The following is a 19,265-nucleotide window of genomic DNA, read 5'->3' as shown; positions in this document are numbered from 1 at the left end:
CCGTGCGGGAGGGACACCACTCCCGGCCCGTGATCGGCTGGGACGGTGCCTACCCGCAAGCCCCTCCTGCCCCACGTCGCGCGGCGGACGGCCGCCTGGTGCGGCGTCCTGCTCCTGGTCGCCGGCGTCGCCGCAGTGGCCGTCTGGCTGGTGGTGGCGCTCAAGACCGCGGTCACCCCGGTCCTGCTGGCGCTGCTCGGCACGGCGCTGCTCGGCCCCGTCCACCGCTGGCTCACCGCCCACAAGGTGAACCGGTCCGTGGCGGCCGGACTCACCTGCGCCGCGCTCGTCGCGGTGGGCGGTGGCGCCGGATACATCGTCGTCACCGCCCTCGTCGACACCGGCGACCAGATCGTGGCCTCGCTGAAGGACGCCGCGCAGTGGGTCATCGACCACTTCGACATCGAGGGTGTCGCCGACGTGGACGACCTGGCGGAGAACGCGCAGGACCTCGTCGGGAGGTTCGGCGCGAGTGCGGCGGGCGGACTGCTCACCGGGATCAGCGTCATCGGGTCGCTCGTGACGACCGCCGTCCTGGCCCTGCTGCTGACGTTCTTCTTCCTGCGCGACTCCGACCGTGCCGGCCACCTCGCCCACACGATCGCCCCGCGCGGGACGGGCGACCTCGTGGAGGCCATGGGGCGCAGGGCCTTCGAAGCCGTCGAGGGGTTCATGCGCGGCACCACCTTCATCGCCCTGATCGACGCCCTGTGCATCACGGTGGGCCTGCTGATCCTGCGGGTGCCCGGAGCGGTGGGGCTGGGGGCGCTGGTCTTCGTCGGCGCCTACATCCCGTATCTCGGGGCCTTCATCTCCGGTGCCGTGGCGGTACTGGTCGCGCTGGCCGACCGGGGCCTCGTGATCGCGCTCTGGACGCTGGGCGTGGTGCTCGCCGTCCAGGTGCTGGAGGGGCACGTCCTCCAACCCGTCATCCAGAGCCGTACGGTCCAGATGCACCCCGCCATGGTCATGATCGCCCTGACCGCGGGGGCGAGTGTCGCGGGGCTGCTGGGCATGCTGCTGGCGGTGCCGCTGTGCGCCGCGGCCTTCGGAGTGATCGGTGAGCTGCGCAAGGACTACGAGGCGGGCGGCACGGCACGCGTGGTTCCCGGCGGTTCATGAGCGGGCGCCGGCCAGTTCCGCCGGCTCCGCCGACTCGTACAGCTCGAACCAGATCGACTTACCCTCGCCCCGGGGGTCCACCCCCCACGCGTCGGCGAGCATCTCCATCAGCACCAGCCCACGGCCGCTGGACGCCATCTCCCCCGGCCGTCGCTTGTGCGGCAGCTCGTCGCTGGTGTCCGCCACCTCGACGCGCAGCCGGCGCTCTCCCCGCTCACCCGTCACCTCGGCCAGGAGCAGGGCGTCCCCGTCCGTGTGGACGAGCACGTTCGTGGACATCTCCGAGACCATCAGCTCGGCGGAGTCGACCTGTTCCGCGTCCGCCCAGTCGTGCAGCAGCTCCCGCAGCTGCTGCCGGGCGGCTGCGACCCGCTCGGGCTCCGCCTGGGCGATGGTCATGGCCGAGCGGCGGCCCGGGGTCCTGCGCGTCCGCGCTCCCTCACGGCGCAGCACCAGGACCGCGATGTCGTCCTCCCGCCGGTCCACCAGCGGCCCGGTGGTGTAGTGCGACCCCGGACCGTGCACGGCCTGCACCAGGGCGTCAGCCAGCTCCTCCAGGTCCTCGACGGGCTTCTCCAGGACCGGTCTGAGCCTGTTCCAGCCGGTGGCCATGTCGTGTCCGCCGGTCTCGATGAGCCCGTCCGTGCAGAGCATGATCGTCTCGCCGGGCTCCAGGACGACGCGGGTCGTCGGGTAGTCGGCGTCCTTCTCCACCCCCAGGGGCATCCCCCCGGCGGTCTGCCGGATGACCGCTGTGCCGTCGACGCTGATCACCACCGGGTCCGGGTGGCCCGCCCGGGCGATGTCGAGGGTGCCCGCCTCGGGATCGGCCTCCGCGTACAGGCAGGTCGCGAAACGTGTCGCGTCGGACTGGTCCTCGCCGTCGACGAGGTCGTACGTCTCCGTCAGCCCGGCCAGGAAGCGCGAGGCGCGGGAGAGCACGGCGTCGGGGCGGTGCCCCTCGGAGGCGTACGCGCGCAGGGCGATCCGCAGCTGGCCCATCAGGCCCGCCGCGCGCACGTCGTGGCCCTGGACGTCACCGATGACGAGGGCGATACGGCCGTTGGGGAGCGGGATCACGTCGTACCAGTCGCCGCCGACCTGGAGCCCTCCACCCGTCGGGATGTAGCGCGCCGCCACCGTGAGGCCGGGCACGCCGGGGCCGAGAGACGGTCTCATCGCCCTCTGGAGGCCCAGCGACAGTGCGCGCTCGGTCTCGGCGGCCCCCGCGCGGGTGAGTGCCTGTGCCAGCATCCTGGCCACCGTCGACAGCACGGAGCGTTCGTCCGGCGTGAAGGCCACGTTGTGCCGGAAGCCGGCCATCCAGGCGCCCATGGTGTGCCCGGACGAGATCAGCGGCAGAAACGCCCAGGACTGGCGCCCGAATTCCTGCGCGAGGGGCCAGGTGGCCGGGAAGCGGCGCCGGTACTCCTCACGCGACGGGAGGTAGATCGCCTGGCCGGTCCGCACGACCTCGGCGGCCGGGTAGTCCGTCTGCAGCGGCATGTCGGTGAAGGGCTTCTCGTCGCCGACGTTGTGGCCGTGGTGCCCGATGACCGTCAGCCGTTCGCCCGAGACCCCGAAGACGGCGAGTCCGTCCGGTGAGAAGCCCGGCATGGAGAGCGACGCGGCGACGCGCAGCACCTCCTCGGTGGACCCCGCCTCGGCCAGGGCCCGCCCCGCGTCCAGCAGGAACGCCTCGCGCGACCGTCGCCAGTCACCCGTGAGGGGGGTCTGCGCCGCGCTCGCATCCGGCGGCTGGGCGACCTCCTGGAGGGTGCCCATCAGTACGTACGTGTGGCGGCCGGGGGTGTCCAGCGGCACGGGCTTGGACCGGGTGCGCACCGTGCGGACGACCGAACCGTCCTCGTCCACGATGCGCAGCCTGGCCTCGGCCACCGTGCCCTCGGCGATCGCGAAGTTGACGATGCCGTCGATCTCGTTCCAGTCGGCCGGGTGGAAGCGGGGGCGCACCTCGTCGCCGGGGCGGGTCGTGGCCTCGGCGGGCAGTCCCACCAGCCGCGCCGCCTCGGCGTCGAACGTGACCGTGCCCGAGGAGCTGTCCCAGCTCCACAGACCGGTCCCGATCGCAGCCAGGATCTCCTCGGTGCGCATTGCCCCACTTTAGGAAGATTTTCTTCGCGGTCGCCACCGAGGGACGGCCGCCCGGCAGCCGAAGGCCGGCGGCCTTGGGGCGCGTCCCGGACAGCCGTGCGGCGACAATGCCAATGAAGCGGTGCGTCCACGGGCGGTAGCCTGGGGTGTCAATCCACCCCGAACCGCGAAGACTGGATGAACGACGATGCATCGGTACAGGTCCCACACCTGCGGCGAGCTCCGCGCCTCTGACGTCGGCACCGACGTCCGGCTGAGCGGCTGGCTGCACAATCGCCGAGACCTGGGTGGCATCCTCTTCATCGATCTGCGCGATCACTACGGTCTGGTGCAGCTCGTCGCCCGCCCCGGTACCCCCGGCAACGAGGCGCTGTCGAAGCTGACCAAGGAGACCGTCGTCCGGATCGACGGCAAGGTCTCCGCGCGTGGCGCCGACAACGTCAACCCGGAGCTCCCGACCGGTGAGATCGAGATCGAGGTCACCGAGGTCGAGGTGCTGGGCGAGGCCGCCCCGCTGCCCTTCACGATCAACGCCGAGGACGGGGTCAACGAGGAGCGGCGCCTGGAGTACCGCTTCCTCGACCTGCGACGCGAGCGCATGCACCGCAACATCATGCTGCGCTCGTCCGTCATCGCCTCCATCCGTTCCAAGATGGTGGCCCTCGGCTTCAACGAGATGGCGACCCCGATCCTCGCCGCGACCTCCCCCGAGGGTGCCCGCGACTTCGTGGTCCCGTCCCGCCTGAACCCGGGCAGGTTCTACGCCCTTCCGCAGGCGCCGCAGCAGTTCAAGCAGCTGCTGATGATCTCCGGCTTCGACCGCTACTTCCAGATCGCGCCGTGCTTCCGCGACGAGGACGCACGCGCCGACCGTTCGCCGGGCGAGTTCTACCAGCTCGACGTCGAGATGTCGTTCGTCGAGCAGGAGGACGTCTTCCAGCCGATCGAGAAGCTCATGACCGAGCTCTTCGAGGAGTTCGGCAACGGCCGCCACGTGACCTCGCCGTTCCCGCGCATCCCGTTCCGTGAGTCGATGCTGAAGTACGGCAACGACAAGCCGGACCTGCGGGCCCAGCTGGAGCTCGTCGACATCTCCGACATCTTCGCGGACTCCGAGTTCAAGGCCTTCGCCGGCAAGCACGTCCGCGCCCTTCCGGTGCCGGACACCGCCGGCCAGTCCCGCAAGTTCTTCGACGGCCTCGGTGCGTACGCGGTCGAGCACGGCGCCAAGGGCCTCGCCTGGGTCCGTGTGGGTGAGGACGGCACGCTGGCGGGGCCGATCGCCAAGTTCCTCACCGAGGCGGACGTCAAGTCCCTCACCGAGCGTCTGTCCCTCGTTCCCGGCCACGCCGTCTTCTTCGGCGCGGGCGAGTTCGACGAGGTCTCCAAGATCATGTCCGTCGTCCGCGTCGAGGCCGCCAAGCGTGCCGGCCACTTCGAGGAGGGCGTCTTCCGCTTCTGCTGGATCGTCGACTTCCCGATGTACGAGAAGGACGAGGACACCGGCAAGATCGACTTCTCGCACAACCCGTTCTCCATGCCCCAGGGCGGCATGAAGGACCTGGAGGAGAAGGACCCGCTCGACATCCTGGCGTGGCAGTACGACATCGTCTGCAACGGCATCGAGCTGTCGTCCGGCGCCATCCGCAACCACGAGCCCGAGGTCATGCTGAAGGCGTTCGCGATCGCCGGTTACGAGGCGGAGACCGTCGAGAGGGAGTTCGCGGGCATGCTGCGCGCCTTCCGCCTCGGCGCCCCGCCGCACGGTGGCATCGCCCCGGGCGTCGACCGCATCGTGATGCTGCTGGCCGACGAGCCCAACATCCGGGAGACGATCGCCTTCCCGCTCAACGGCAACGCCCAGGACCTGATGATGGGCGCCCCGAGCGAGCTGGACGAGACCCGCCTGCGCGAGCTGAACCTCCAGCTCCGCAAGCCCGTCGCGTCGGCCAAGGACAAGGCGGAGGCCAAGGACTCGGTGGCGAGGGACACGGGCGCGAAGTAGGCGTCAGAGGTTCCGCTTCGGTTCCACGTGAAACAGTCCCCGGCCATCCGGCCGGGGACTGTTTCCGTGCGCGCACGGAGTACGCACAGGAACGCACGGCCTGCGCTCAGGTCCCTGCCAGCCGGGCTGCCTGGCCTCACCCCTCATGACAGAGAATCAGGGACACGCGCACAACCATCTACGGCCGGAGCGGTGTGACGGGCGGGCTGCTGAAGCTCTCGTAACGCAAGGGAAGGACGGCGCGCGGGGTGGTCGGCTCGCTCACGATGGGCGTCGACCCCTACGCGACCCACGACGGTACCGGCCTCCGGGCCGGCACCGGCATCCAGGAACCCCCGGCACAGGGCCCGGAACCGGCTCTTTGCCTGCGTACGGGTGGACCGTGCAGAACTTCCGGACCTCGGGTACACGAACCGGGTACATCCGGATGGCCCCGGTTCCGGTTCGGCGCCGACGGCCCCGGCAAGGACTGGCACGGGAAGTGCTCGTCCGCCCCCACCGAGGAGTTCCGCACCGTGTCCGTCCCGCGTCGCCCGTACGTCATGCTCGTCGTCCTGTTCCTGCTGGTCATCGGCTGTTCCGCCGGGGCCGTGCAGACCTCCGACCCCGCTGCGCCCCGTGGTGCGGCCGGCTCCGAGGGTTCGGCCGCGCCACCCCGCTCCGTGGAGCCCCTCCGCAGCCCCGCTGTGATTCCGGGTCTGGGTCCGCGGACCCGGGCGCAGATCCCGGCCACGGCCCGGCAGGCCGTCGTGGTGACGGGTAAGGGGCCCGACGCCAACCTCTCGTCGGTCGTGCTCCACAGCCTCGACGACCCCGCTCTCGGCTGGAGACCCGGCGCGGGCCCCTGGCCCGCCCACAACGGCATGGAGGGCTGGACGGATCACCACGTCGCGGGCGACCTCCGGTCTCCCGTCGGGGTCTTCGGCCTCACCGACGCGGGCGGCCGGCTGCCCGACCCGGGCGCGCTGCTCCCGTACGACGAACAGTCCCGCTTCGCGGTGAGCGGCGAGGGCTTCCTGGGGGAGCCCCTGGAAGGCTCCTTCGACTATGTCGTCGCCATCAACTACAACCGGACCCCGGGCACCAGCCCGCTCGACCGCGAACGGCCGCTCGGAGAGGAGAGGGGCGGCGGCATCTGGATCCACGTGGACCACGACGGTCCCACGCAGGGCTGCGTGTCGCTGACCGAGGACCGGATGCGGGAGTTGTTGCTCACCCTGGACCCCGCGAAGAACCCCGTGATCGTGATGGGGGACGCCGCGTCGCTGGCCCGGTGAAGCACGGAACGGGCGTGGGGTCTGTCCGTACGCTGCGGACGTCGCCCGGTCACCGTGCCGTACGGCACGTCCGTGACGCTCCCCGGTCGTGACGCTCCCCGATCCGGTGGGGACCGAGCTGGACACCGAGGCGGGAACGGGGCGCGCTGGAGGACCACGCGAAGGAGCCCGGCCCCGATGGATGTCTTCGGGGCCGGGCTCCTTCGCTGCGTACGCCGCTTACGCGGGCTTCTCCTCCAGGCGGGGGAACAGCACCGCGCCCTTCGTCACCGTCGAACCGACGGGCAGCCCGCCCCACCGGCCCGCGTCCTGGACCCGCTGGTCGGCCAGGGCGCCCAGGGAGGCCTCGGCACCCAGGGACTCCCACAGCTTCTGCGAGGTGTCCGGCATCACGGCGTTCAGCAGGACCGCGACACCGCGCAGCGATTCGGCCGCCGTGTACAGGATGGTCGCGAGCCGGGCCTGGCCCTCCGGCGACGTGTCCTTGGCGACCTTCCAGGGCTCCTGCTCGGTGATGTAGCCGTTGACCTGCTTCACGAAGTCGAAGATCGCGAGGATGCCGCCCTGGAAGTCCAGCTCCTCACCGATCTTCTGATCGGCGGAGGCGACGGCCCTGGCCAGGCCCTCCTGGACCGCGCGCTCGGCGTCACCGGCAGCCGTGGCCTCCGGGAGCGCTCCGCCGAAGTACTTGCCCACCATGGCCGCGACGCGCGAGGCGAGGTTGCCGTAGTCGTTGGCGAGCTCGGAGGTGTAGCGGGCGCTGAAGTCCTCCCACGAGAACGAGCCGTCGCTGCCGTACGCGATGGCCCGCAGGAAGTACCAGCGGTACGCGTCCACGCCGAAGTGCGAGGTCAGGTCCTGCGGCTTGATGCCGGTCAGGTTCGACTTGGACATCTTCTCGCCGCCGACCATCAGCCAGCCGTTGGCGACGACCTTGCCGGGCAGCGGCAGACCCTGCGCCATCAGCATGGCCGGCCAGATGACCGAGTGGAAGCGCAGGATGTCCTTGCCGATCAGGTGGACGTTCGCCGGGAAGGTGCCGTCGAACTTCTCCTGGTTGGCGCCGTAGCCGACCGCCGTCGCGTAGTTGAGCAGGGCGTCGATCCACACGTAGATGACGTGCTTCGGGTCCCACGGGACCGGAACGCCCCAGTCGAAGGTGGAACGCGAGATCGACAGGTCCTGGAGGCCCTGCTTGACGAAGTTCACGATCTCGTTGCGGGCGGACTCGGGCTGGATGAAGTCCGGGTTGGCCGCGTAGAACTCCATGAGCTTCGGGCCGTACTCGCTCAGCTTGAAGAAGTAGTTCTCCTCCTTGAGGAGCTCCACCGGCTTCTTGTGGATCGGGCACAGCTTCGTGCCGTCCTCGGCCTCGATCAGGTCGCCGGGGAGCTTGTACTCCTCGCAGCCCACGCAGTACGGGCCTTCGTACCCGCCCTTGTAGATCTGGTCCTTGTCGTACAGGTCCTGCACGAACTCCTGCACACGGTCCGTGTGCCGCTTCTCCGTCGTACGGATGAAGTCGTCGTTTCTGATGTTCAGGTGCTCCCAGAGGGGCTTCCAGGCCTCCTCGACGAGCTTGTCGCACCAGGCCTGGGGCGTGACGTCGTTCGCCTCGGCCGTGCGCATGATCTTCTGACCGTGCTCGTCCGTGCCGGTGAGGTACCACACCTTCTCGCCGCGCTGACGGTGCCAGCGGGTGAGCACGTCGCCTGCGACGGTCGTATAGGCGTGGCCCAGGTGAGGAGCGTCGTTGACGTAGTAGATGGGGGTCGAGACGTAGAACGCCTTCGCCCCCTGCTTCTCGGATCCAGTGGCCGCCATGGTCGAAATCCTAACGGTCCGTGGGAGATCCACTCACATCGATAACGGCGGCCCGGAGCACGGAGAGCTTTGCGAAACATCCTTTCCCGTACCAAAGACGCATCCTGGGAGGAGTGGGCACGCGTGCACGAGGCAGGGGACAACACGATGCGGGTACTGGTCGCCGAGGACGAGGAGATCCTGGCGGAGCTGGTGCCGACCGGTCTGCGGCGGGCCGGATTCGCCGTCGACACCGTGTACTCATCGAGGGGCTGCTGGTGCCGGCGCGCAGCGAACGGGGGCTGGCGAAGAGCGAGCGCGCGGAGGCCGACCTGACGCAGGTGGTGACGGAGGAGGCCGCCCGGCCCCCGGCGTCGGCGGAGCGGGCGGTGGCGGCCCGCCCGGAGACCACGGTCGCGGCAGAGCCCTGCGTCGTGAGGGGCAACCGTCAGCTGCTCGCGGAGCTGGTGGCGAATCTGCTGTCCAACGCGGTGCGCTGCAACGTTCCCGGCGGCCGGGTCGGGGTGTCGCCGTCCGTCGACGGGGCCCTGGCGGTCCGCAACACGGGACCGGTGGTCGCCGAGGGGGACATCGCGGGGTTCTTCCAGCCGTTCCGGCGCGGCGAGGGGCGGGACCGGATGGGGCAGGGCTCGGTGCGCGGACTGTCGATCGTACGTTCCATCGCGTGGGCCCACGGTGGTGCGGTCACGGCGGTACCCGGCCCGGAGGGCGGGCTCGCCGTGACCGTACGGCTGCCGGTGGATCAGTCCTCCGCGACGACTCCGCGGGCCTTGGCCCAGGCGGGCAGCCCGGCGAGGACCTCCCGGTAGAACGTCGCGTCGGGCACCTCGCGCGGGGCGGGGCCCGCGTGGAAGAACCCGGCGTTCTCGACGTCCAGCCTGCGCAGGAAGTCGAAGCCCTTCGCGTCCTCGTCGCCGAACGCGACGAACTGGAAGAACAGCGGCAGCCGCGCCGCGTCCGCGAGGGCCTGCTTGGCCGCCACCTTGGCGTCCGGAGCGCCGTCCGTCTGGAAGATCACCAGCGCCGGGCCGGTGGCCCCGGACTTCTCGTAGTGGGCGACGATCTCCTCGACGGCACGGTGGTAGTTCGTACGGCCCAGGCGGCCGAGGCCCGCGTGCAACTCGTCGATCCGGCCCTCGTGTGCGCCGAGGTCGACCGCCCCGGTGCCGTCGATGTCGGTCGAGAAGAAGACGACGGGCACGGTGGCGTTCGCGTCCAGGTGCGCGGCGAGCGCAAGGGTGCGGTCGCCGAGGTGCTGGGCGCTGCCGTCCTTGTAGAACGGCCGCATGGACCCGGACCGGTCGAGCACCAGGTAGACGGTGGCCCGCAGTCCGGTCAGCCCGTGTGCCTTCAGCCCGGCCTGGGCGGCCTTGTACGGGGCGACGAGCCCGGGCGCCGCAGCCTTGACCCGGGCGAGGGTGACGGCGGGCTTTCCGGCGGGGGCGGCGGGGGCGGCGGCGACGGGCTCGGCCACGGCTTCAGCCTTCGCCTTCGGCTCGGCGGCGGGCTTGGCCTCTGCCTTCGGTTCGGCGGCGGCGGCTTCGGTGACCGGCTCGGTCTTCGCCTTCGGCTCGGTGACCGGCTCCGCCTTCGGTTCGGTCTTCGCCCCCGCCTCGGCGGCGGGCTTCTCGGGGGTGGCGGCCGGCTCGGCGGCGGTTTCGGTGACCGGCTCGGTCTTCGCCTTCGGCTCGGTGGCGGGCTTGGCTGCGGGCTCGGTCTTCGCCTCAGCGGCGGGCTCGGCGACGGCTTCGGGCTTCGGCTCGGTGACTACGGCCGGCTCGGTGGCGACCGTTGCCTCAGCCGGCTCGGCCTTCGGCTCGGCGGCGGGCTTCTCGGTAGTCGCCGCGTCGACGGGTGCCGGCTCGGGGGTCGTTTCCGCCTCCGTCTCCGCCTCGTCCGCGGTTGCCTCGGCAGCCGACGCTTCAGCAGTTGCGAGCTCCTCGGCCGCAGGTGACGCCGCGACAGGCGCGGCTGCTTCCGCCGCCGGCTCGGCCTTCGCCTCAGCGGGTTCCGCCACCGCCGGCTCGGGCGTCACGGCCGGCAGCGTGACGGCCTCCGGCTCGGGGTCGATGTCGATGGTGATCGGCGCCGGGGCAGGCGGCTCGGCGACGGCCTCGGCGGCCTTCACGGCGTCCGCGGCCGGCTTTGCCTCCGGGTCCGATCCCTGGGCCGGAACCCTCGGCGCGGTCGTGGCCGAAGTGGCGGCCGCCTTGTCGAAGGCCGCCGCCACCAGGTCCGACGCCTGTCCGCTGTCGTGCTCGGCGCCGGCGGGCCGGTCCGAGGAGGAGGCCGGGGCCGGTACCGAGGCCTTCGCGGGCTCGGCCGCCGAAGTGGTGGTCTCCGGCTCCGGCTCCGTGGGCTGGGTGCGCTCGGCCTGGGGCGGGACGGTGGCCGTGGTCGGCTCGTCCTGCTCCGTGCGGCCGAACACCTTGCGCAGCAAGCTCCGAATGCCCATGGGCGAGGCCTTTCGCATGAGTTGGGTGCGATAAATGTCCGTACTGCGGGAATTGATCCCTGGCCAGGGCGGATACGTAAGGTTAGCGGCCGGATCCGGCCGTTCGGTGGCGCGGCCCGCCCCTGCGTCAACCGAGCTCCAACCGAGTCGTCACCGAGTCCTGGACGGAGGGCCGGACGGCCGGGGAGGGCAGCGGTGTCCCGGACTTCACCCCCTGTTCACCGGCAGTCCCACGTATGGCGTGGATGCGCACCTACCGTCACGCGTGACACACAGACGGAGGGACCACACCATGCGCAACCTGCTGCCGCTCATCGGCTCGCACCCGGGCGGGCGCTCTGCGCTGACCTGCCGCTATCGCTGCGGTGACGCCTGCTTCCAGGAGATCCCGAACACGAGCGACAACGAGTACGCCGGCGACATCATCGCCGGTGCCCTGTCACGCCGGTCGATGCTGCGCGCCGCCGCCGTGGTGACCGTGGCCACCGCCGCCGGAACCGCCGCACTCGCCGGTCCGGCGGCACCGAGCGCCGAGGCCGCACCGCTCGCGGGCCGTCCCGGCAGCAAGCCGAAGCCCACCCCTTCGGGTGCCCGTGGCCTGCGCTTCACGGCCGTCGCACCCAACAAGGACGACAAGGTCACGGTTCCCGACGGCTACGCCCAGAACGTGGTCATCCGATGGGGTGAACCGATCCTTCGCGGTGCTCCCGCCTTCGACCCGGACAAGCAGTCCGCCAAGGCGCAGGCGGGCCAGTTCGGTTACAACAACGACTTCCTCTCCCTGCTCCCGCTGCGCGGTGAGCGCGGCCGTCAGGTGCTGGTCGCCAACCACGAGTACACGGACGAGATCCTGATGTTCCGTGGTTACGATCCGGCCAGCCCGACCCGTGAGCAGGTCGAGATCGCCTGGGCGGCGCACGGACTCTCCGTGGTCGTCGTCCAGGAGGAGAACCGCACCGGCAAGCTCGCTCCGGTCAACCGCCACCCGCTGAACCGCCGCCTCACCGCGACCAGCGAGTTCCGGATGACCGGCCCGGCCGCCGGCAGCCCTCTGCTGCGCACCTCGGCCGACCGGACCGGCAGCAAGGTCCTGGGCACGCTCAACAACTGCGCCGGCGGCACCACCCCGTGGGGTACCACGCTGCACGGCGAGGAGAACTTCAACCAGTACTTCGCCAACGGCTCCAGCGACACCGACAAGCGGTACGGCATCGGAACGGCCGCCACCGAGCGCAAGTGGGAGAGGTTCGACAAGCGGTTCGACCTGGCGCAGGAGCCCAACGAGGCGAACCGATTCGGCTGGGTCGTCGAGCTCGACCCGTACGACCCCGACTCCACGCCCCGCAAGCGGACCGCGCTCGGCCGGTTCAAGCACGAGGCGGCGCAGCCCCGGCTGACCGCCGACGGCCGCCCGGTCGTCTACATGGGCGACGACGAGCGGTTCGACTACCTCTACAAGTTCGTCTCCAGCAAGCGGATGAAGAAGGGCAACTCGCGGGCCGCCCGTGAGCACAACCTGACCCTGCTCGACGAGGGCACGCTCTACGTCGCCAAGCTGACCGGCGACTCGCCGGCCGGCGAGTTCGACGGCACGGGCAAGCTCCCCTCGGACGGCGAGTTCGACGGCAGCGGTGTCTGGATCCCGCTCGCCACCGGCGAGACCTCGCACGTGCCGGGCATGAGCGCCGACGAGGTGTACGTCTTCACGCGCGTGGCCGGTGACAAGGTCGGCGCCACGAAGATGGACCGCCCCGAGGACGTCGAGCCCTCGCCGCGCACCGGCCGGGTCTACGTCGCCCTCACCAACAACACCGACCGCGGCAAGGCGGGCAAGCCCGGAGCGGACGAGGCCAACCCGCGCAACGCGAACAAGCACGGCCAGATCCTGGAGTTGGCGGAGAACTGGGACGACCCGGCGGCCGACGGCTTCGCCTGGCGGCTCTTCCTCGTCGCGGGTGACCCGGAGGACCCGGCGACCTACTTCGCCGGATTCCCGAAGGACAAGGTCAGCCCCATCTCCTGCCCGGACAACGTGGCCTTCGACGACCACGGCAACCTGTGGATCTCCACGGACGGTGCCCAGCTCGGCTCGCACGACGGCCTGTTCGGCGTCGCGACGCAGGGGGAACGGCGGGGCGAGCTCAAGCAGTTCCTGACCGTGCCCACCGGTGCGGAGACCTGTGGCCCGGTGATCCAGGACCGTCGCGTCCTGGTCGCCGTGCAGCACCCGGGGGAGGTCGACGGCGCCTCCGTCGAGAAGCCGGCGAGTGCGTGGCCGGACGGGCCCGGCAGGATCGTCCGCCCGTCGGTCGTCGCCGTCTGGCGCAAGGACGGCGCCGACATCGGCGTCTGACCGGCAGGAAACCCGCCCGTCCGGTCGCCGGAACCGCAAGCCGCTGCACGGCCGGCGGCCAGGCGGGCAGATCCCATGGGCTTCGTCCAGATACGAGCACGGATACGCGCACGGATACGCGCACGGGCAACGGAGTCGCGTGACCGGCCGGTGTGCCTGAGGAAGAATCAGGCGCGCCGGCCGATCGGTAGGCGCACGCACGAGAGCCGGTCCGCGCACGCACGAGAGACCCCGCACGGGGCGCGGACCATGCCTCGGCGTCCGGAACAGGGCTTCGTGTCGCCTCGGTCCTTCCGCCGTGCGGCTGCACGTACCTGGCCCCGCTCCTTCTTCACCGCCGGCTCATCCGACGGTCTACAGTCGGACGCATGGTTTCCGGTGAGGCGCCGCAGGCGGGGGGAAGCGTCCGGGTCGATGCCTGGATCTGGGCGGTCCGGCTGACGAAGACCCGGTCGCAGGCTGCCGCCGCCTGCCGTGCCGGACACGTGCGGGTCAACGGCGAGCGCGCCAAGCCCGCCCAGGCCCTGCGTACGGGGGACGAGGTGCGGCTGCGGCACGCGGGCCGGGACCGGATCGTGGTCGTCTCCAAGATCGTGAAGAAGCGGGTCGGCCCGCCGGTGGCGGCGGAGTGCTTCGTCGACAACAGCCCGCCCCCGCCGCCGCGCGAGGCGGCGATCCAGGTCCCGGTCCGCGACCGGGGCGCAGGCCGCCCCACCAAGCGGGACCGCCGCGAGATGGAACGCCTCCAGGGCAGGGGCCCGGATCCGGTCTGATCCGGCCTGGTCCGGCCCGGATCCGGCCTGGTCCGGCCCGGATCCGGCCTGGTCCGGCCCGGATCCGGCCTGGTCCGGCCCGGATCCGGACGAGGAGCGCCTCAGCTCCGGTAGCCCTCCACCTCCTCGGCGGGGCGCACCCGTGCCGCCGACGGGTCCTCGCCGTACTCGCTGAGCGCGCGCCGTTGCCTCAGCAGGTCCCAGCACTGGTCCAGCCGGACCTCCACCTCACGCAGCCGTGACCGCTCCTCGGCGGAGAGACCCAGCTCCGCGGTGGAGCGGGCGCGCAGGGCGCGCTCCTCGGTGATCAGCTCGTCGATGTGCTCGAAGATGTCCTGGTCGGCCATGAGCTCTCCCGGTCCGGTCTCAGATGACGAAGACGGTCTTGCCGCGCGCACCGCCCGCGCGGTTCTGGACGAGCGCCTGAGGTGCCTTCTCCAGGGGGAGCTCCATGTCGAGGGGCACGACCAGCTCCCCGCGTGCCACCGCCGAGGCAAGCTCCTCCAGGGGGGCGGCGGCCGGGGCGAGCCGGAAGTCCGCCCAGGCGCGGCCCGGCGGGGCCGCGACGCCGCGGGTGGTGACCGCGACCCCGCCGTCGCACACCAGGGCGGCGTAGGCGGCGAACGAGGCGGAGTCCGTGGAGACGAGGTCGACGAGCGCGTCGACGCCGTCCGGGTACAGCGCACGCACCCCGGCCTCCAGCGCCTCGAAGCCGGTGGTCGTGTCGACGGTGGCGGTGGCGCCGAGCGCCCCCATCCGGCGTCTCTCGTCGCCCCGCACGGCGGCGACGACCCCGATCCCGCGGGCTGCCGCGAGCTGGGTCAGGAAGCTGCCGACCCCGCCCGTCGCCCCGATGACGAGCAGGCTCCGTCCGCCGCGTACCGCGGTGCTGGACAGGATCTGTGCGGCTGTCGTGCCGGCCGAGGGGAGCGCCGCCGCGAGCCGGAGCGGCATGTCGCGCGGGACCAGGGCGATCGGGGAGTCCTGGGGGACGCACACGTATTCGCTGTACGCCCCGCAGTGCCCGAGGGGCGGCGCCGTCACCCGGCCGAAGACGGGGTCGCCGACCCGGAAGACGTTGTCGCCGCTGCCGATCATGTCCACCCGGCCCGCGAAGTCGGTGCCCAGGACGAGCGGGAGGACATGGGGGACGTCCGGAGCGCCGTCCGCGGTCTGCCAGTCGAGCGGGTTGAGCGCCGCGTACTCCACCTTCACCCGTACCTCACCCGCTCCGGGACCGGGCTTCGGCACCTCGACGAGACGGGGCTCCGTGCGGAACGCGCTGATGGCGATGGCTCGCATACGGCAGACCTTTCACTCGCCCCCGTTGCCACGAGTCCCACTGTCGCCCGGCCCCCGTCCCCACGCACGTCGGGCCCCGGGGCGTGGGGTCATCCCCGCCGGGCCGCGACGACCCGTCCCACGATGCCGCCGACCACCAGGACCGCCCCTGCCATTAGTACGATCCACACCGTCGTCCGCAGGGAGGCGGTCAGCGCGTCGTACACCGCGGCGGCCCCGCCCCGGTCGGTTCCGGGCACCTGGTCGAGCACCCGGGCGCGGCCGACGGCGACGGCGATCCGCAGGAGGGCCGCGCCGAGTACGAGACCGCCGCCGGCCACGGCCGCGGTCGTCAGGCAGGTCCGGGGGCCGCCGCGCACGAACGTGAGGCCCAGCACCAGGACGAGCAGGACCACCGTCCCCACGGCCGGCCAGACGCTGCAGTACCGCAGCCACTGGAACGACGACCTCAGGCCGTCCGCGCGGTCGGCGGACAGCACGGTGATCGAGGTCTCCCGTACCGGGATCCGGTCGGCGAACGGCACGCCGCTGCCGACCAGTTCCCTCTTGACCTCCTCGATCACGGGCGCCAGGTCGATGGTCACCGCCTGCCTGTCGTCCCCGTGCAGCGAGGCGGTCACGGCCCGGTGCGCCGTCCGGTTGGCGCTGTCCCATGCCCGTTGGAAGGCCTCGGTCGTGGTGAACGAGAGGGCTGTTTCGTGCAGGAACTGCCCGACGGTCTCCTGGAGCGGCCCGACGTCGATGTTCTTCATCGCCTCGTCGGTGACCAGTGCGGCCACGGTGCCCTGTACGTCCGCGTCGGAGGCGAGGGGGGAGACGGCGGCGAGATACCGGTCGGTGTCGTCGAGTTCCAGATCGACCCACGCCGAGAGTGCGCTCAACGGAACCAGGACGGCAAGCAGGACGAGCAGTACCGCCGACAGGGCCGCTGAGAGGTAGGTCCGCACAGGCACCAGCCAATCCCGTGCGGCGACGGGGCGCTCCGGGCGGTACGCCGTTCGAGTTGCCGGGCGCCCAGGCCTGGTGTGCGCTGGAGGAACACAGGGACGGGGGGTGGACGGAAGGAGCTGTGGGCCATGGCCACACACGCGACGATGCCGGCACGCCGCCGCACGCAGGCCCGCGCTCCCGCGCGGCACGGGCACACCGCGCTCGCCTGGGCGATGCCGCTCGTGCTCGGCGTGATCCTCGGCTTCTGGGCCTTCTTCATCGAACGGGACGGCGGAGCGACCACGGGCGGGCAGATCTGGCTCGGTGTCGTCTCCGGGGCCGCCTTCGCCGTGCTCTGCCACGCACTCGTGCGGGTCCGGTGGGCGTTGCCGCGCGAGCTGAGAGCCGCGGCCTTCGGGGCGCTGACCGGGGGCGCGGTCGGCTTCCTCTACAGCCTGAACGGCAACAGCGTGCTGGCGTCGAGTGCGATCGGTCTGGGAGTCGCGGCAGGGATGTTCTGCGTGATGTTCTACCTCTACTACACGCGCGAGGACTGATCCGGCCGTCCTTCCGGACCGAGAGGCGCGGCAGCCGGACCCGTTCCGGCTGCCGCGCCCCCTCCTTTTGCGTCCGATCCGCCCCGCGGCCGGGGCGGGCCGTGCCATCGTGACCCGTATCCCCCTTCGAACAGGTACCGCCGACAGGTACCGCCGACCCTCCGCACCGTCGACAAGGAAGGGCACATGAGTACTGAACTGGCCATCGAGACCACGGGGCTGGTGAAGGTCTTCGGTGACAACCGTGCGGTGGACGGCGTCGATCTCGCCGTACCCCAGGGCACCGTCTACGGAGTCCTGGGCCCCAACGGGGCGGGCAAGACCACCGTCGTGAGAATGCTGGCGACACTGCTGCGGCCGGACGCCGGCCGGGCTCGGGTCTTCGGCCACGACGTCGTGAAGGACGCCGACACGGTCCGCGGCCGCGTCAGTCTCACCGGGCAGTACGCCTCGGTCGACGAGGACCTGACCGGTACGGAGAACCTCGTGCTGCTGGCCCGGCTCCTCGGCCACGCCAAACCCGCCGCCAGGGCCCGGGCCGCGCAGCTGCTCGAGGCCTTCGGTCTGAGCGAGGCGGCGGGCAAGCAGGTGAAGAACTACTCCGGCGGCATGCGACGCCGGATCGACATCGCCGCCTCCATCCTCAACACGCCGGATCTGCTCTTCCTCGACGAGCCGACCACCGGACTCGACCCGCGAAGCCGCAACCAGGTGTGGGACATCGTGCGGGCGGTCGTCGCCCAGGGCACGACGGTCATGCTGACCACCCAGTACCTCGACGAGGCCGACCACCTGGCCTCCCGCATCGCCGTGATCGACCACGGCAGGGTGATCGCGGAGGGTACGAAGGGCGAGCTCAAGGCGTCCGTCGGCGCCGGCTCCGTCCATCTGCGCCTGCGCGACCCCGAGCAGCGCCCCGAGGCCGAGCGGGTGCTGGCGCTCGTACTGGACGCCACGGTGCAGCTGGACCACGACCCGGTGGCCCTGACCGCCAGGGTCAGTGGGCACGGCACCGAGAAGGGGGCGGCCGAGCAGGCCTCGCGGGCGCTCGCGGAGCTGGCCCGGTGCGGCATCCACGTGGACAACTTCGCGCTGGGCCAGCCCAGCCTCGACGAGGTCTTCCTCGCGCTCACGGACAAGAAGGGGGTGGCGGCATGAGCACCGCGCCCACCAGGACCGAGCGCGACGACGCGGAGCTCGCCGCGCCGGACGCGGAGACGCTGGCCTCCCTGCTCGTGGGCCAGGAACGGCCGCGCAGGCCCAGCGCGCTGTCGGCGTCGCTCACCTTCGGGTGGCGCGCCATGCTGAAGATCAAGCACGTCCCGGAGCAGCTCTTCGACGTGACGGTCTTCCCGATCATGATGGTGCTGATGTTCACGTATCTCTTCGGCGGGGCGCTGGCCGGCTCCACCGAGGGGTACATCCAGTTCCTGCTGCCCGGGATCCTCGTCATGAGCGTCGTGATGATCACGATGTACACGGGAGTGGCGGTCAACACCGACATCGCGAAGGGCGTGTTCGACCGCTTCCGCACCCTGCCGATCTGGCGGCCGGCCCCGATGGTCGGCTACCTGCTCGGCGACGTCGTGCGCTACCTCCTGGCCTCGGCCGTGATGCTCGTGGTCGGCATCGTCATCGGCTACCGGCCGGACGGCGGTGTGCTGGGGGTGCTGGCGGGCGTCGCGCTTCTGCTGGTGTTCTCGTTCGCCTTCTCCTGGATCTGGACGATGTTCGGACTGATGCTGCGCACCGAGAAGTCGGTGATGGGTGTCAGCATGATGGTGATCTTCCCGCTGACGTTCCTGAGCAACGTCTTCGTCGACCCCAGGACGATGCCGGGGTGGCTGCAGGTGTTCGTGAACAACAGCCCGGTGACACATCTGGCTGCCGCTGTACGGGAGTTGATGGCCGGAAACTGGCCCGCGACGGACATCGCCTGGTCGCTGGGATGGTCCGCCTTCTTCGTGGTGGTCTTCGGTGCGACGACGATGCGCCTCTACAACCGGAAGTGACGGGGCGGGCGGGGAGACGGCGCGGCTCTCCCTCAGGCATCGCGCCCCGCCGGGGCCGGGCCCAGACTGGAAGGGGGACGGATACCGGCTCTGGAGGAGCCATGACGGCAACGACATGGGACGAGACGCCCGTCGCGATCCAGACCGACGAGGCGGAGCTGCGCAGGAAGGAGATCGGCGGTGACCTGAGCGTCGCCCTGATCCGGCTCGTCAAGGGTGCGGACATGGGCCCGGCGCTCAAGGGCCTCCCCGACGACATGTGCCCCTGCCCGCACTGGGGCTACCTCCTCAAGGGCCGGCTGAAGCTGAGGACGGGCACGGCCCCGGAGGCGTACGACGTCTACGAGGAGGGCCAGGCCTTCTACTGGCCGCCCGGGCACGTGCCCGAGGCCCTGGAGGACTGCGAGTTCGTGGACTTCTCGCCCACGGAGGAATTCGACCGGGTGATCGGTCACATCACGTCTCAGGACTGACACACCACGGGCGGGCTGTCCGTCTGCCGGGCCCGCCCGCCCGTGTGCGGCGGGAGCAGAGGGGTCC

The 19,265-nt window shown here is 71.3% G+C and carries 15 protein-coding genes and 2 pseudogenes; 11 read left to right on the top strand and 6 right to left on the bottom strand.

The annotated features are described in order from the left end of the window. Nucleotides 1-45 precede the first annotated feature (45 nt). Nucleotides 46-1,122: an AI-2E family transporter gene (locus OO67_RS01380; RefSeq protein ID WP_033296697.1), complete on the top strand. Its 1,077-nt coding sequence runs from the start codon at nt 46-48 to the stop codon at nt 1,120-1,122. Here OO67_RS01380 and OO67_RS01375 read toward each other — a convergent pair. Then, on the bottom strand, nt 1,117-3,237 hold the full coding sequence (locus tag OO67_RS01375; protein ID WP_033296696.1) for an ATP-binding SpoIIE family protein phosphatase: 2,121 nt from the start codon (nt 3,235-3,237) through the stop codon (nt 1,117-1,119). The two genes, OO67_RS01380 and OO67_RS01375, sit on opposite strands and share 6 nt — an antisense overlap. Before the next feature lie 187 nt (nt 3,238-3,424). Between OO67_RS01375 and aspS the strand changes: the two genes are divergently transcribed. After that, nucleotides 3,425-5,242 (top strand): aspartate--tRNA ligase, encoded by a 1,818-nt coding sequence (gene aspS / locus OO67_RS01370; protein WP_033296695.1) that lies wholly within the window; start codon nt 3,425-3,427, stop codon nt 5,240-5,242. A gap of 515 nt (nt 5,243-5,757) precedes the next feature. Beyond that, nucleotides 5,758-6,519, top strand: coding sequence for a transpeptidase (locus OO67_RS01365; RefSeq protein WP_033296999.1), 762 nt, complete (start codon nt 5,758-5,760; stop codon nt 6,517-6,519). Between the two features lie 219 nt (nt 6,520-6,738). Here the strand turns inward: OO67_RS01365 and metG are convergent, their stop codons facing one another. Beyond that, complete coding sequence (metG, locus tag OO67_RS01360; RefSeq protein WP_033296694.1) at nt 6,739-8,343, bottom strand: methionine--tRNA ligase; 1,605 nt, start codon at nt 8,341-8,343, stop codon at nt 6,739-6,741. Between the two features lie 147 nt (nt 8,344-8,490). On the opposite strand from metG, the pseudogene OO67_RS36105 reads away from it, so the two are divergent. Together OO67_RS36105 and OO67_RS01355 are read left to right on the top strand one after the other, a co-directional pair. Next, nucleotides 8,491-8,586: pseudogene (locus OO67_RS36105) on the top strand (response regulator transcription factor); the annotation flags it as partial. Beyond that, nucleotides 8,568-9,152, top strand: a pseudogene (locus OO67_RS01355) (sensor histidine kinase); the annotation flags it as partial. The pseudogenes OO67_RS36105 and OO67_RS01355, both read left to right, overlap by 19 nt. On the opposite strand, the gene OO67_RS01350 reads toward OO67_RS01355, so the two are convergent. Then, nucleotides 9,086-10,798 (bottom strand): VWA domain-containing protein, encoded by a 1,713-nt coding sequence (locus tag OO67_RS01350; RefSeq protein ID WP_033296693.1) that lies wholly within the window; start codon nt 10,796-10,798, stop codon nt 9,086-9,088. The pseudogene OO67_RS01355 and the gene OO67_RS01350 overlap by 67 nt on opposite strands. 292 nt (nt 10,799-11,090) lie before the next feature. Between OO67_RS01350 and OO67_RS01345 the strand changes: the two genes are divergently transcribed. Beyond that, the gene (locus OO67_RS01345) at nt 11,091-13,151 is read left to right on the top strand and encodes a PhoX family protein (RefSeq protein WP_033296692.1); all 2,061 of its coding nucleotides are present in this window, start codon (nt 11,091-11,093) and stop codon (nt 13,149-13,151) included. Nucleotides 13,152-13,519: 368 nt separating this feature from the next. After that, entirely contained in the window at nt 13,520-13,924 is a 405-nt protein-coding gene (locus OO67_RS01340) for an RNA-binding S4 domain-containing protein (protein ID WP_033296691.1), read from the top strand. 101 nt (nt 13,925-14,025) lie between these two features. On the opposite strand, the gene OO67_RS01335 is transcribed toward OO67_RS01340, so the two are convergent. The 3 genes from OO67_RS01335 to OO67_RS01325 form a co-directional block, all read right to left on the bottom strand. Next, nucleotides 14,026-14,271: a DUF2630 family protein gene (locus OO67_RS01335; RefSeq protein WP_033296690.1), complete on the bottom strand. Its 246-nt coding sequence runs from the start codon at nt 14,269-14,271 to the stop codon at nt 14,026-14,028. A 19-nt stretch (nt 14,272-14,290) separates the two neighbouring features. Then, a complete protein-coding gene (locus tag OO67_RS01330; RefSeq protein ID WP_033296689.1) occupies nt 14,291-15,226 on the bottom strand; it encodes an NADP-dependent oxidoreductase in 936 nt (311 codons plus the stop codon). 89 nt (nt 15,227-15,315) lie between these two features. Beyond that, nucleotides 15,316-16,173, bottom strand: a complete 858-nt coding sequence (locus OO67_RS01325) for a hypothetical protein (RefSeq protein ID WP_033296688.1) — start codon at nt 16,171-16,173, stop codon at nt 15,316-15,318. Nucleotides 16,174-16,302: 129 nt separating this feature from the next. Between OO67_RS01325 and OO67_RS01320 the strand changes: the two genes are divergently transcribed. The 4 genes from OO67_RS01320 (at nt 16,303) to OO67_RS01305 (ending at nt 19,198) form a co-directional block, all read left to right on the top strand. Further along, entirely contained in the window at nt 16,303-16,713 is a 411-nt protein-coding gene (locus tag OO67_RS01320; protein WP_033296687.1) for a hypothetical protein, read from the top strand. A gap of 186 nt (nt 16,714-16,899) precedes the next feature. After that, entirely contained in the window at nt 16,900-17,871 is a 972-nt protein-coding gene (locus tag OO67_RS01315; protein WP_033296686.1) for a daunorubicin resistance protein DrrA family ABC transporter ATP-binding protein, read from the top strand. Further along, on the top strand, nt 17,868-18,725 hold the full coding sequence (locus OO67_RS01310; RefSeq protein ID WP_033296685.1) for an ABC transporter permease: 858 nt from the start codon (nt 17,868-17,870) through the stop codon (nt 18,723-18,725). Before OO67_RS01315 ends, OO67_RS01310 begins: the two co-directional genes overlap by 4 nt. A gap of 101 nt (nt 18,726-18,826) precedes the next feature. Then, nucleotides 18,827-19,198, top strand: coding sequence for a cupin domain-containing protein (locus OO67_RS01305; RefSeq protein ID WP_033296684.1), 372 nt, complete (start codon nt 18,827-18,829; stop codon nt 19,196-19,198). Nucleotides 19,199-19,265 lie beyond the last annotated feature (67 nt).

It is taken from the genome of Streptomyces atroolivaceus, assembly GCF_000717025.1.
Taxonomy (GTDB): domain Bacteria; phylum Actinomycetota; class Actinomycetes; order Streptomycetales; family Streptomycetaceae; genus Streptomyces; species Streptomyces atroolivaceus.
This window is presented reverse-complemented; position numbering and strand designations above follow the sequence as displayed.

Excerpts from the sequence above, each read along its gene's own strand:
- OO67_RS01310 (WP_033296685.1), top strand. The coding sequence starts at position 17,868 with ATGAGCACCGCGCCCACCAGGACCGAGCGCGACGACGCGGAGCTCGCC.
- OO67_RS01305 (WP_033296684.1), top strand. The coding sequence starts at position 18,827 with ATGACGGCAACGACATGGGACGAGACGCCCGTCGCGATCCAGACCGAC.
- OO67_RS01320 (WP_033296687.1), top strand. The coding sequence starts at position 16,303 with ATGGCCACACACGCGACGATGCCGGCACGCCGCCGCACGCAGGCCCGC.
- OO67_RS01345 (WP_033296692.1), top strand. The coding sequence starts at position 11,091 with ATGCGCAACCTGCTGCCGCTCATCGGCTCGCACCCGGGCGGGCGCTCT.
- OO67_RS01330 (WP_033296689.1), bottom strand. The coding sequence starts at position 15,226 with ATGCGAGCCATCGCCATCAGCGCGTTCCGCACGGAGCCCCGTCTCGTC.
- OO67_RS01335 (WP_033296690.1), bottom strand. The coding sequence starts at position 14,271 with ATGGCCGACCAGGACATCTTCGAGCACATCGACGAGCTGATCACCGAG.
- OO67_RS01315 (WP_033296686.1), top strand. The coding sequence starts at position 16,900 with ATGAGTACTGAACTGGCCATCGAGACCACGGGGCTGGTGAAGGTCTTC.
- OO67_RS01350 (WP_033296693.1), bottom strand. The coding sequence starts at position 10,798 with ATGGGCATTCGGAGCTTGCTGCGCAAGGTGTTCGGCCGCACGGAGCAG.
- aspS (WP_033296695.1), top strand. The coding sequence starts at position 3,425 with ATGCATCGGTACAGGTCCCACACCTGCGGCGAGCTCCGCGCCTCTGAC.
- OO67_RS01340 (WP_033296691.1), top strand. The coding sequence starts at position 13,520 with ATGGTTTCCGGTGAGGCGCCGCAGGCGGGGGGAAGCGTCCGGGTCGAT.
- metG (WP_033296694.1), bottom strand. The coding sequence starts at position 8,343 with ATGGCGGCCACTGGATCCGAGAAGCAGGGGGCGAAGGCGTTCTACGTC.
- OO67_RS01375 (WP_033296696.1), bottom strand. The coding sequence starts at position 3,237 with ATGCGCACCGAGGAGATCCTGGCTGCGATCGGGACCGGTCTGTGGAGC.